This window comes from Flavobacterium sp. MR2016-29 (genome assembly GCF_015350695.1).
Taxonomy (GTDB): domain Bacteria; phylum Bacteroidota; class Bacteroidia; order Flavobacteriales; family Flavobacteriaceae; genus Flavobacterium.
The window spans coordinates 34,526-47,742 of the sequence record NZ_JADKPU010000013.1 but is presented as its reverse complement, the minus strand read 5'-3'; the positions used below and the strand labels follow the sequence as shown (position 1 = coordinate 47,742).

At 34.6% G+C, this 13,217-nt stretch carries 10 protein-coding genes; all 10 read right to left on the bottom strand.

The features are described from left to right. Window positions 1-99: 99 nt before the first annotated feature. Window positions 100-276, bottom strand: a complete 177-nt coding sequence (locus IR010_RS19805; RefSeq protein ID WP_029272605.1) for a histone H1 — start codon at window positions 274-276, stop codon at window positions 100-102. Window positions 277-518: 242 nt separating this feature from the next. Continuing rightward, entirely contained in the window at window positions 519-2,960 is a 2,442-nt protein-coding gene (locus IR010_RS19800) for a glycosyl hydrolase 115 family protein (RefSeq protein WP_194606091.1), read from the bottom strand. Window positions 2,961-3,136: 176 nt separating this feature from the next. Next, on the bottom strand, window positions 3,137-4,465 hold the full coding sequence (locus IR010_RS19795) for a glycoside hydrolase family 28 protein (RefSeq protein WP_194606089.1): 1,329 nt from the start codon (window positions 4,463-4,465) through the stop codon (window positions 3,137-3,139). A 20-nt stretch (window positions 4,466-4,485) separates the two neighbouring features. Next, window positions 4,486-5,916 (bottom strand): family 43 glycosylhydrolase, encoded by a 1,431-nt coding sequence (locus IR010_RS19790; RefSeq protein ID WP_194606087.1) that lies wholly within the window; start codon window positions 5,914-5,916, stop codon window positions 4,486-4,488. A gap of 55 nt (window positions 5,917-5,971) precedes the next feature. After that, the gene (locus IR010_RS19785) at window positions 5,972-7,306 is read right to left on the bottom strand and encodes a hypothetical protein (protein WP_194606085.1); all 1,335 of its coding nucleotides are present in this window, start codon (window positions 7,304-7,306) and stop codon (window positions 5,972-5,974) included. Between the two features lie 123 nt (window positions 7,307-7,429). Further along, window positions 7,430-8,779, bottom strand: coding sequence for a glycoside hydrolase family 105 protein (locus IR010_RS19780; RefSeq protein WP_194606083.1), 1,350 nt, complete (start codon window positions 8,777-8,779; stop codon window positions 7,430-7,432). Between the two features lie 33 nt (window positions 8,780-8,812). Then, window positions 8,813-10,099: a DUF4861 domain-containing protein gene (locus tag IR010_RS19775; protein WP_194606081.1), complete on the bottom strand. Its 1,287-nt coding sequence runs from the start codon at window positions 10,097-10,099 to the stop codon at window positions 8,813-8,815. 56 nt (window positions 10,100-10,155) lie between these two features. Then, the gene (gene rhaM, locus IR010_RS19770; RefSeq protein WP_029272612.1) at window positions 10,156-10,485 is read right to left on the bottom strand and encodes an L-rhamnose mutarotase; all 330 of its coding nucleotides are present in this window, start codon (window positions 10,483-10,485) and stop codon (window positions 10,156-10,158) included. Between the two features lie 2 nt (window positions 10,486-10,487). Continuing rightward, the gene (locus IR010_RS19765; RefSeq protein ID WP_194606079.1) at window positions 10,488-11,510 is read right to left on the bottom strand and encodes a family 43 glycosylhydrolase; all 1,023 of its coding nucleotides are present in this window, start codon (window positions 11,508-11,510) and stop codon (window positions 10,488-10,490) included. Between the two features lie 40 nt (window positions 11,511-11,550). Beyond that, a complete protein-coding gene (locus tag IR010_RS19760) occupies window positions 11,551-13,083 on the bottom strand; it encodes a sialate O-acetylesterase (protein WP_194606077.1) in 1,533 nt (510 codons plus the stop codon). Between the last annotated feature and the right edge of the window lie 134 nt (window positions 13,084-13,217).

The window sequence follows — 13,217 nt, the reverse complement described above, 5'->3', positions numbered from 1 at the left end:
AGTAATTTCACAATTCATAATTAACAATTCATAATTAACAATTAAAAAAAAACCTCGTTTAATTACTTAAACGAGGTTTTATCTTTTGAATACAAAGTATTATTTTTTTGATTCTTCGATAGAAACTTTTCTGAATTCTTTTAAAAGTTTTTCAATTTCCAAAGTAGCTTTACGAGCTCTTGGTCCAGCAGCTTTAATACCTTTTTCAGTTAAAGATTCAGCTTCTGCTTTAAATGCGTCAATTTCGGCGTTGATTTTTACTAATAGATCTTTCATGCTTATACTTGTTAAATTAAGGCGCAAAAATAAATGTTTGCTGGAAAGATAACGCACGTTTAGTGTTAAAATTATACCTATTTTAGACTATTGCGTTAATATTAATTTTACAAAGGCCATTGATACTTCACAATCAGATCATTACAAAATTATAAAAAGAAAAATATTTTCCATACAACTCACTTTTATTCGATTATTACATTCTTAAGGCAATTTACATCTCATAAATAATAACACACAACTCAATTAAAAGGTATTTCATAAGAACTTCCTTCAGAGGCTAGATAGACTGCAAGCTGATCCAGAACAATTCCGGTTTGATTGACTTCTATTTTAATCGTATGCTTTCCTTTTTCTATTTTAGTGGCTGGTAATTTTACAATTGTGCTGTTTCTCAACACATTTTCTTTCCAGGTGTTGTCGCGGTCTTTTGTATTGGTTTTAAAAAACTGAGTCGTGTTTTTATCTACTTGTATTCCGATTTCGTGATCAAAATTATTAGCATGGGTTGGCAGTAATCGAACTTCAATTTCATATTCTCCAGCATTTTCAATTATAAATTCATAAGTCAAAAAAGGTTTTTCAGTTTTAAAATACTGCTGTTTCAGCGGAAATAAAGTAACTGCATTATTGCTGTATCCTAAACCGTTAATTGTTTGCCACTGAAAGTTTTTAAATCCTTTTTGGGAAATAAATTGATTGGCTTGAATGGCAATTCTGTTTCCTGATATTTTCTTGTCTTCTTTTGAAAATATATTCTTTTTAAGTGAATCAAAAACAGGCAAATTTCTCGGATGCATTGACATCATATTGTTCCATTTTCCGTTGCTTAATTTTGTATTGTAGAAATCAGTGAGTTCTTTTATTTCCTGATAGGCTTTCGCACTTAAAACCTCGAATTTTTGTTTTTGATTTGCATCTGAAGTCGCTGCAGCTAAATTCCAATATAAAAATTTATGATTCATATAAGCAGCTCCTTTTACAGGATAAACTACTAGTTGAAACCAAGCGTCCTTTCGCTCTGACGGAATCAAAACAGATAAGCTGTCTACTTTTTCCATAAGTTGATCATAGGCTTTGATTCTGCTCCAAATTTCTGCTGTCGAAAAATCAGAAAGCTTTACAGGAGTTGTTGGTTCAGTTTGGCTCCAGCCCATATATTCAGGTTTTCTTAGAAAAGCCAAACGGTAATATTCTTCAAAAACTAAACTCAAATCTGCACTTACTTTTTCCGTAAATTCTCTCGAAGCCCAATTTTTTAAATATTGATGAAGTCCATCTGATTTTATGCTGTTGATGTTCCAAGCCATATCTAGAAAAAGTTCTATATCATATTCTGCTGGCTTTATATCGCCCACATTTACAATCCACATTTTCTTTGCGCCATTTTCATAAGCTTTATTCATTTCATACCAAATTAATCCCGGCTGCATGGTGCTCAGCCAAAGATAATCGTGAGGTCTTCCCCAATAACTGATATGATAATAGACCCCGCTCCCTCCTGCTCTCTTTTGTTCGTTTTCATTGCTCAAACGTCGAATATAACCGTAATTATCATCAGGCCAAACCAAGGTTATATCGTCTGGAACTTTTAGTCCGTTATCATACAATTCTAAAACTTCTTTATACGGAACAAAAGCTTGCGGAATAGCTGACAATGATTTTTTGAAGGTTTTTGAAAGCATTTCACGCTGATTCACAATAATTTTCTCGACCATTTCAATCGATGCTGCTAAATCTTTGGCACCTTCCATTTTGCTGTCGTGAACGCCACGCATACCTAAAGTCATAATGGTTTCGTTTTGCGCGTTTTTTAATTCATCTAAACGATCTTGCCAATATTTATCAACTTGAGTTTTATTGGTAAAATAATTATAGTCTCCATTAATTTTAGGTTTCCACTCGTCAACATTATTGCGGAGCATTGGTTCTGCGTGCGAAGATCCGATGACAATATGGTATTTTTGCGCCATTTCCTTATTCCCCGGAAGGGTAAAAAAGCCTTTTGTTGACGGATGCATTGCTGGCCAAATCGTATTTGCTTTTAATCGCAATAATAACTGAAATATCTTTTCATACGTTTTTGGTCCAATATCTCCTGTTTCCGGTTCAAATGTTTTGGCGGCCCAAGGCTGTAATGCCCAATCTTCATCATTTAAAAAAATACCTCGATATTGAACTGAGGGTGAAGAAATTATTCCGTTTTGAGGCAATTGCAACGAAAGATTTTCTTTTTTAATTGAACGAACATCTGCCCACCATTTCCACGGAGAAATTCCTAGCTGTTCTGCAATCTCAAAAACAGCATAAACAGTTCCTCTAACATCACTTCCCGTAACTAGTAGGTTTTCTTTTTCTTTTTTGATAGAAAATTTCTCCCACTGATTTGAGAATTCTTTTTGATTTATTTTTGATTTTAAAAGACTTGAAGAAGCTTGTCCTATATAAATGCCACTTTTAGAAATTGAATTTGTCTGAATAATTTCTGGACGTTTTCCGGTTATTTCTTTAACATCATCTGCCAATTCATTTACTGCCCAAACAATTAATGGATCCGTATTTTTGTCAATATAAATAGACGTTGTTTTATTTGAGTCGGCAACGGAAAAGTCAACGAAACTTTTATTCTGGCTGTAGGAGTTTAAAGTTACTAAAGCAAAAATATATAAGAGTATTTTATTCATTTTATGATAATGTTTGAATTGTAATAGCGCACAGATTTTACTGACTTAGCAGGTTTACGCTGTTATTTTCTCCAGTTTTGCGATTATAGGCAATGACAAAGTTTATGGTTACTTTGTGTTAGACGCACTGCTGTGCGCCTCTACAGAAAGCCTTTGCACTTCTGAACCTCTTAATTTTAATCCACAAGCACTTTGTTAACATACACATTTTTAAAAGTTACTCCGTTAATCAGGCTTTTATCAATATCTGTTTTTACTGATTCTATTTTTAAATTCTCGAAAGTGAAGTTTGATAAACGCACATTTGGATCGTTTTCTACTTTATAAAACATTTCGCATTTAAGTTCAATATTCTTCAGAGTAACATTATTGCCATAAGAAAGTGGAATATCAGGACGGCCTTTTAAATCAAAAAACTGTTTCCATCCTAAAATAGCCAAACCATTTTTAGTTTGTCCTTTAATGTCTTCAAGCCTAATAAACTCGTAAAGCTGTGGTGTATCAGGCCTCATTTTAAGATGCAATAAAATTGAAGGTCCGTCAACCTCGCAATTACGCATAATTATGTTTCGGTTATGAATCGCCTCGCTTCCGTTTGTCAATGCTGAATGGCAATATCCAAATTTACAATCCTCAATGATGATATTGGTATTTGGCCCATTATTTTTATCTTGATCTGCATACGGGCCCTTTCCGCCTTTTAATGCTACAGCATCATCATTAACAGACATATAACTCCCTTTTATAAGTACATTGGTACAAATGTCAAGATCTATGGCATCCGTACTTGGAGCATCTCCCTTTTTGTGCGGAGAGAAAATATAAGTATCTAATATTTTTACATTATTGCATTTGTAGAAATGATTTGTCCAAAAACCTGAATTAATCAATTTTACATCCTGAAATTGTACGTTGTTTGAATTCCACACAAAAACCAATCTTGGTCTTGAAACTTCTAGATTGGTACATTTCGGATTCTCTTTTCGGCGTGCCCAAAAAGCATCCCAATATTTTTTTCCATTTCCATTGATAGTTCCTTTCCCTGAAATCGAAAAATTATCAACTCCGTAAGCGTTTACCAAAGCTGGAAAATAGTCCAGATTTTGTCCTTCCATTCTTGATGGCATAATTGGAAAATCAGCAATATTATCAGAGCCTTTCAAAACTCCGCCTTCACTAACATATAAAGACGTTTTTGGTTTAAAAAACAAAGCACCGCTCAAGAAAACACCTTTCGGAATTACAATAACGCCTCCGCCATTTGCAGACGCTTTATCAATCACTTTTTGAATGGCAACTGTCTGCACTTTTGTACTGTCTTTGCTAATACCAAAATCTGTAATAGTGTATTTTTTTCCTAAATCCTTCAATTGAAGTTTGGTATAATCTTTAAACCAAGCTGAAATTGCTGTTCCGTCTGGAAAGCTGTCGTTTTGATATTTTTGAGAAAATGTAAATTGAGAAATCCCCAAAATACAAATGACTAGTGTTATTAATCTTTTCATTGTATGCTTTTTTTTGATATTTATTTTTTAATTGTAATCTGATGCAGCGAAATAGTATTTCCTGTACTTCCGTAATTGGCCTTCTTTTTATCAGACCAGTTTGGCCTTTCTCCTGTAACCGAAACGATTAATTCGTAATTGTTTTTTTTCAAAATAGGAGATTTAAATACTTGTACTAAATCTGAAAACTTACTGTACATATCGATAATTGCTGTATACATTGTATTTCCTTTTTTATCTGTTAAAACCACTTTTGCATAACCATTTTCAGGACCAACAAAACTTGTTAAACCAATTTGCTGTCCTTTAAATTTTATTGAAAATGAAGCGTTTTTGTCATCAGATTTGCTTTCTAAAAGCATATTCCCATTATCAGTATGAATCCACTTCCCTAAATATTGAATTTCTTCATTAGTGTTTTTGATAATTATATCTTTATTCTCCACAATAGTTACAACTCCTGTTGAAGTATTTATTCTCCAAGCTTCTTGAAATTTTGGCATTGATACAGAAGTTCCTGCAATTGAAAGTGGCTGCCAAACATAAGTTGCTGACGAGGCTTGCTTAGGAAAAGACCAGCGATCACCCATAAACATATAAGTTGTTTCCTTTAAACCTTGTATGGGCAATACAAATGTGGATTGAGAATTCCATGTTAACGTATTTTCTGGAGCAACTAATCCTTGAGAAATCCATGGTCCTTTTAGAGAAATCGAAGTATAATAATAATTGTCATTTTTTTCCCAGCTTGTCAAATGCGATCCTATAAAATAATAAATATCATCTTTTCGAAACAGCGTTGGCGACTCAAATCCAGACGTTATATTTTCGTTTAATTTCTCTGTAACCGATGTAAAATCATCACTTAATTTATAAATTTCACCGCCGTGAACTAAGACATATCCAGAACCATCATCATCTTGAAAAGTTCCCATGTCCCATTTTTTAATTGATTTTCCCTGAAACAAAAGCGGACCTTTAAATACATAAGGACCATTTATTTCTTTTGAAACTGCATAACCCACAAACTGATCCTTATACGTTAAACTATCAGCGTGCATGTACATAATGAATTCTCCCGTTTTAGGGCATTTCATAACTTTTACTCTTTCTCCCACTCGATTTGGACCCAGTTTTCCAGATTCTTGTGCAGGAAGTGCAACACTTTCAAATTTCCAATTATAGAGATCTTTAGAAGAATAACAGTTGAATCCAGCAAATGCGTTGCTGGTGTCCGTATGTGATTCACCAAAAAGATAAAAAGTATCTAATTCTTTTATAATATTTGCGCCGTGTGCGCTTACAATATTTCCGTTTTGGTCAAACCAAGGAACTCCAGAATAAATGGCATCCATTTTGGCTGCTTTTTGCGCAAAAGAAACCGCTGTATTGCTTACAAAAACAATACAAATGGTGAAATACCTCAAAACGAAATAATTATTTTTAAACATTTTACTAATTACTTTTTGCTAAATATTTTAGCTTTTCAGAAGTTAATTTTCGCCCTTATTTACGCTTCAGCCAATCTTTTGGAACGTTTACAATACAAATATTCAGTGTCCTATTATCCTCAGAAAGCATTGCCGATTGAATTTCTATTTTTGTTCCGTCTCTGTTAAACGTAGGATGAACGTGATCTGCAGCAGTTTCTTTATGTCCAGTGGTCAGCATCACCATTTCGTTTGTTTTTCTATCGATTAAATATAAGCTTCTTGAGAAATCGTCTCCAACTGCCCATCTTCCGTCAGAAGAGCCGTGTACGTGCCATAAACCACTTCCGCTTTTGGTTTGTCCGGCAATAATCATTTCTCTGGTTCTTAAATTTACAATTGCTAAACCTGTTGGTTTTTCGCGTGTTCCAGAATTTCCCCAATTGCTTTCCTGACCTGGATTCTGCGGATTTTGAACTTCTTTGCTGTCTGTTACTTCAGATGGAGCTTCTTTTTGAATATCAATTTTTCGATGTCCCATAATTGCCATCGCAACCTCGTCCTTAGAAATAACTACTTCATGCGTAACCCATTCAAAATCAGATTCTGGATATAAAGGTCTTAGACCAGATCCATCTGCCATTACTGTCCAAGTTCTTTGAGGTGATTTTCCTCCAGTTTCCCAGCAAAAAACAAGTTCTCCTGGATTCCAAATATTTGACTGAATGTGTCCGACCTGAAAGGGAACAGAAATTACATGTTTCAGTTCTCCTGTTTTTATATTCATACTGCTAATACCGCCCGGACCAGCGCCCATATTTCTTGGTCCAAAACTTTTTTCTATTTTAATATTCGGATCTAAATGTCGTGCTGCCTCTTCTTTTCCAATTCTAAAATAAACGCGTTCTTCATCTGCATCTAAAGCCATATCGCCAGAAGCGCCCATTTCTGGATTCGTTGTACCGCAAACGCGCTCGTAAGCCGAAACAGGTTTCATTTTTCCAGCTTGACTGTCAGTAAAAACAGCTTCTAGATTAACCTCAATAATCTGCATTTTATCGCCGTCGGCTTTTCTCATAAAATACAACTTCATCGATTTTTGCGCCATACATAAAGTTCCGGTATAACCGCCTTCTGTAACTTGAACCATGATACCTGATTTTTCGTTAACAGCCATTGCTTCGCCATTTGCTCTTTTAGTTCTAAAGATGAGCCATTCTCCATCTGAAGACCATTGCGGATGCGTGGGATAGGTTTTAGAATCTCCAGCCGACTTAGTGGTTAAAAAGATTAAATCGATACCTGTAACCGGATCTTTGATTATCTTTTTTTCTGATGGAAATCGTTTTCCTATCTGGCAAAAAACTGTTAAGCTAAATAATAGGAAAAGTATATTTATAGTGGATTTCATAGATTGTGTTTTTTTTGCCGCAAAGGCATAAAGACGCTAAGCTTTTTTTAAATATTATTGGTTAAAGCTGCTTATTACTACTTCATTTTAATAATTAAAAACTCATAACTCATAATTCATAACTTATTTCAGCAGATTGTTTTTACCTGGAATTTTCAATTGAATTGAACTGTCATTTATTACAAATTCACTATCCTTTAGCAACATAATCACTTCGGATCCAGCCAATAAAACGGGACCGTAACCGTGTGCCGCGAAAACACTCACAGGACGATAGTAATAAAATGCAGGATCAAAACCCATTCCGGTTCCAACGCAGGTTCCTTCTACCTGACCTTTATCGTTAACTTTTGAAGCCACAGCATTCCACGCCAATAAAACCGCTGGAGCGTACGTCATTTTATCAACATAGCCTCTATTAATTGCTCTGGCAATAGAATAAGCATAAATAGCGGTTGCCGAAGTTTCTAGATAAGAATCATTCCTGTCTAATAATTGATTCCAAAAACCTGTTCCGTCTTGATATTGTACCAATCCCGCAATGTGTTTTTGCAATTGCGCCAAAACCTGAGGATATCCAGGATGATTTTTAGGCAAAACTTCTAACAATTCTACCATTGTCATTACTGCCCAGCCATTGGCTCTAGCCCAATGAAACTGAGGATGAACCTGCATAGATTCGACCCAGCCGTGCATGTAAATTCCTTTTTGAGTGTTAAACATTCTTTCAGAAAACTGATTTACCTGTTTTACAGCGTCGTCGTAATATTTTGCATTGCCCGTATAACTTCCCATTTGTGCAAGCGCGGGAACACTCATAAACATATCATCCAGCCAAAGAGTATTATCCTGCGGTCTGTTTCTTGCTAATGTTCCGTCTTTTAATCTAAATTGTTTATTGCTGATGAAGTCGATATAATTGTTCACCAAAGGATCAATATTGGCTTTTAAACCTTCTTTTTTGGCTTTAATAAATGCTGCACAAAGAGCACCTGCAAAATCTAATGCTTCTGGATGAAGCGTTTTTAGCATGTCTTTGTCTTTGATGTTTTTTTCGTTATAATTTGCAGCGATATCCGCAATTAACTGTATTCTTTTGTTTGAATAATCTGCAAAATATTTTTCGCCTGTGGCTTTAGATGCCAACAGCATTCCAGCATAGGTAACGCCCCATTCGTAGCTTGTTAATCTAAAAGCACCAGGTTCAAAAACAATATCCTGATTGGCCTTTTTATAATCTGTAATTTCAGCTTTGGTATTTGCATCTACAATTTTTGAAGCCGAATTTTTGTCTAAAAAATTATAAACTCGGTCCAGTACAGCTTTTATATTTTCTTTTTGCGGAATAATATACGGTGTTGGATAATCCGGCTGCATCAAATGCAATGGTGCAGTAGCATCTGTTTTTTGAGCATTTGCAACAGAAAATGCTCCAAAAGCGAACAATGTTATAGTGGTTAATTTATAGTTCATTTGGTTAGTGTGTTAGTTAAAGTGAAAATGTTTTTATTTACTTATCTCAACCTCTATTTTGGCAGAAAGCTGTTTTGCCAAAGTGGTTACATAATTGCTGAAATAAGTCGAATCTTTAAAGTTTTTATCAGCACTCAACTCCCAGCCGGCAATGGCATAGTAGTTGATTTTTTTATTGTTTTCGATCGTCAATTTTGCCAAATATGAATCTGTTAACTGACCGGTTTTAGGTGCTTCGATATAGCCTTTATACAGTTTTTTTGGAACCAGAATTGCCGTTCCTAAAATCCAAGTACGGTCATAGGTTAAATAATCATGCTGGATTAAGCAAACCCAATCTCCGGCATCAACAATTTTCAACGGATTTTTATTGTTCAGGTTTGAGATTGCCACTAAAAAAGTTTCTTTTCCTTTAAGTCCGTTTATTGAAACCGTATTTTCATAACCGTACATTCCGGGCCAGATTGAGGTAGTTTCCTGAACTTGATATTGATTTCCTGAAGCTTTCCAGTTTTCGTATTTATAACTTAAAACAGAATTTACAGGACCTTCGCTGACAATTTTAAAAGTTGTTTTTTCGACATTATTTAAAGTATCATTCGTCAAGATTCCAAGTCTGTTGATTTTGTCTTCAATCAATAAAGCGTAGCCGCCCAAACCAGCAGAATTTCCAACAGGAAAAATATCTCTTCCCCAATCGTACATTACATGATAATTATCTTCAACGGCGCCTTTGCTGTTTATTCCGACATTTTCTGGCGTAATTCCAGGCAGTTTTTTTCCGAAAACATCTTTAGAATTTCTTCCATCCAAATAATGTCTGAAACCTACTTTATCATTTTCCCAAGTTGGGCCATCGGTTTGGTATTTTTGAAAACCTAATTTTTTATGCACCTGATTGGCTAATAAAACTTCTTCGGTTGCGGGCTGAACTGGTAAATCCTTTGCTTCTCTTTTTCCGAAACGAACACTAGTCTTTATTGGGAATTTCGGATTTATCGAAGACCATTTCAATTGTACCGTTTTCTTTTCTTTTGGAGCAAAATCAGTTACAAGAAAAAGCTCATCCCATTTTCCATCTCCATCCAAATCATTTAATTGAGCCGGAATAGTATCATTTTTATTGATTAAAATTGGATAAACATTCGTTGCATCTTTTACCGAAAGCTGACTTCTTTTTATTGTAATTGCCTTTTGAGGTACTGCTAAAGCAGCGGTGTTTTTTAATGTAATTTTAGTTCCAGATACTTTTTGCTGTGCTTTGCAGCTCATCAAAAATGTGGCTGAAAGGGCAATTGACAGATAGATTTTTGTTCTCATTTTATGCTTTTTTTTGTTTAATGTTTTCATTGTTCAAGTTGAAACAATTTAATCATTTAATCTAAGTGAAAAACTTCTTTTAACGGAATTGAAATTGGTGAATTATCTGGATTTGTGTCCATGATATCTCTCATATAAGCCCACCATTTTTTTACGATTGGATGATTTGGCAAAAAACTTTCATCAAAATCTGAGCTGATTTTTTGAACAGCAAAAAGGATCAATGTTTCTTCATCTAAAAAAATACTGTAATCCTGAATACCTGTTTCTGAAAGCAAACTTTCAAGTTCCGGCCAAATTTCATCGTGTCGTTTTTTATATTCTGCTTCAAAACCTGGTTTTAACTTCATTTTGAAAGCATTTCGAATCGTATTATTATTTGCCATTTTTAATGTTTTAAATTAATTTCAACTTGTTTATCTCTGTTGCAGACAATTTCTCCATTTAAATATTCCAGTTCGGCAACCTGTATAGAACTTCTTTTGGTTTCGTAACTGTCTACACCTTTATTTTCAGGAATTCTCCCAGGATGAGTGAAGTAAAAAATATAGGCTTTTCCATCATTTACTATAACATCGGGATGCCCGCCAATTACTTTATCATCTTCTCCAGTTCCCGGAGTTTGAAGAATGTTTTTTTCTTGTCGATTCCAATTCAGGAAATCTTTAGAAGAATAAACATTTAAGCCTCGCCATGAATCAGAAATCATCCAGTTTTTGCCTTTCCATGTAAATACTTTCGGGCCTTCCCCTCTATCTTTTACAATCTTTTTTCCGCTGTCAATCCAATTATACAAATCTTTGCTGTCAGCATAATAAATTGATTTTCCATCATTTTCGTTGTTATAAAACATTCTCCAAGTTCCGTTTGGCAATCTAAAAACAGATGCGTCAATACATCTTTCTGAAGCTAATTTTAATGCTGATTCAAATTTCCAGTCCATCAAATTTTTGCTGGTTAAATGAATAATCGATCGAGGATGATACCAATCATTAAAAATTCCAGGTACAATCGTTAAATACATATGATATTGACCTTTATACTCAATAACATCTGGCGCCCAATGCGTTGCATCTTTTATTTTATAATCAATATTGCAAGTGTCTTTATATGTCCATTTTGCTCCGTCTGGCGATGTTGCAATACCAATTTTGGTTCCGTGTACCCAAGTAATTCCTTTTGCAGTTGAATCTTTTGCTCGGCGATTGGTATAAAACATGAACCATTTTTTTTCTTTTTTATTCCAAATAATAGTAGGATCTGCAGCTCCGTCAAAAATAGGATCTCGGTATAAAGGTTTGTCTGCAATATGAATATTTTCTTTTTTGATTTTATTCTGCGCTGAAATGGTCAGGCAGAACAATACTGCTGCGAGATTTGTAAAGAAATATTTTAGATTTATTTTTGACATTGGATTTTATTTATGTTCTCGCAGTGGCAGATACAGCAGCTTATTTCTTTTGATTTTCTGTTGGCCAATCATCTGTTCTAAAAGGCGATGCAGGCAAATTTTCGGCGTTGAATAAATTCGGTTCCGGTACTGCTTTCCATGCAAAACGAACTGCAACGGGATTCTTTACTTTTGATGAAGAAACTACAATAGTCTTGCCATCAATTTTTGCTTGAGCAGGATAAAAAATTTGATCGTTTCCGGAAATTTCAAATTCTTTTAAATCTTCATTACTTTTTTTGAAACCATTTTCTACATCATCAAAAAACAATTGAATTTTACCTTTTTTTATTTTCATATGATTGTAAAGCGGTCCAGAATAAGCCAAATTACTTTCATTGTACGTTTTCGATCTTGCAATTAAAGCCAAACGATACCCAACAGTTTGTTTGTCGATTGGATGAATATTTGTTGCATTTCCAACATCTGTAGTAACGGCCATTCCAGTATTTGAAACACTTTTAGAAGCCATTAACTGCGCTTCTCGAATATCTGGATTCTGCCCTTTGTGTGGCGCAATCTGAACAAAATAAAATGGAAAATCACCTTGATCCCAATCGCTTCTCCAGTTTTTAATCATTGCTGGAAATAAAGTTCTGTACAAAAAGGCGCTTTCTGCATTGCTTTCTCCTTGATACCAAATTACGCCTTTCATCGTATAATTGATTAGCGGATGAAGCATCGCATTATAGAGAACATATGAAGTTTTATTCTCTTCTTTCTTAGGTCTTTTCAGTTGTGATTTCGAAATATCATTGTTGTTTGCAATTCTTTCTTTTTGCAAATCAGCATAATAAATTTCTAATTTCTCCTGAAATAATTTTTCGTTTTTTGCATCCTGTTCCAAAATCGGAAGGAAATCTGGATTCTCCTCTAAAACGGTTTGAGATGTCCAAGCTTCTGCTTTTGTTCCGCCCCAAGAAGACGAAATTAAGCCAATGGGAACTTTTAAATTTTGGTATAAATCTCTTCCAAAAAAGTAAGCAACGGCAGAGAATGTTTTTATTGAAGATGGAGAACATTGCTTCCAGCTTCCGGTTACGTCGTCTAGAGGTTTCTGAGAAGCTTTGGTTAAAACCGTAAACAATCTGATGGATGGAAAATTGGCATTTTGAATTTCTTGTTCGTAATTTTTAACCCCTGTTTTCCAAGTTCCGTCTTCCTTCCCAACAGGAAAATACATATTTGACTGCCCGGAACAGATCCAGACTTCGCCTATCAAAATATTTTTTAGAATGATTTTATTTGAAGCTTCTATTGAAACGTCAAAAGGCTTTTCACTTCCTTGTGGAGTATTTACAGCTGTTTTCCAAGTTCCGTCAGGATTTGCCGTGATTTCTACAGGATTATTTTGCCAGCCCAATTGAATTTTTATTTTTTCGTTTGGAGAAGCCCATCCCCATAAATTAACTTTTGAATTTTGCTGCAAAACCATATTATCCCCCACCAAAGCAGGCAGTTTTACCTGAGCAATGGCAGTTATTTTTAATCCTAAAATAATGAATAATAGAGGAAGTTTTTTTAAATATATCATTCGGAATTTAATTTTAATACTAAAACTTTAAAGATATAGTACTAAATCGATATCGGTATCCTGTGCTTCCCTGTTTATTTGCAGAATTATGAACAAAAAAAGGCAGTAACCAAGTTACTGCCTTTTGTAAAATC

Coding starts and splice junctions, on each gene's coding strand:
- IR010_RS19805 (WP_029272605.1), bottom strand. CDS start 276: ATGAAAGATCTATTAGTAAAAATCAACGCCGAAATTGACGCATTTAAA.
- IR010_RS19800 (WP_194606091.1), bottom strand. CDS start 2,960: ATGAATAAAATACTCTTATATATTTTTGCTTTAGTAACTTTAAACTCC.
- IR010_RS19795 (WP_194606089.1), bottom strand. CDS start 4,465: ATGAAAAGATTAATAACACTAGTCATTTGTATTTTGGGGATTTCTCAA.
- IR010_RS19790 (WP_194606087.1), bottom strand. CDS start 5,916: ATGTTTAAAAATAATTATTTCGTTTTGAGGTATTTCACCATTTGTATT.
- IR010_RS19785 (WP_194606085.1), bottom strand. CDS start 7,306: ATGAAATCCACTATAAATATACTTTTCCTATTATTTAGCTTAACAGTT.
- IR010_RS19780 (WP_194606083.1), bottom strand. CDS start 8,779: ATGAACTATAAATTAACCACTATAACATTGTTCGCTTTTGGAGCATTT.
- IR010_RS19775 (WP_194606081.1), bottom strand. CDS start 10,099: ATGAGAACAAAAATCTATCTGTCAATTGCCCTTTCAGCCACATTTTTG.
- rhaM (WP_029272612.1), bottom strand. CDS start 10,485: ATGGCAAATAATAATACGATTCGAAATGCTTTCAAAATGAAGTTAAAA.
- IR010_RS19765 (WP_194606079.1), bottom strand. CDS start 11,510: ATGTCAAAAATAAATCTAAAATATTTCTTTACAAATCTCGCAGCAGTA.
- IR010_RS19760 (WP_194606077.1), bottom strand. CDS start 13,083: ATGATATATTTAAAAAAACTTCCTCTATTATTCATTATTTTAGGATTA.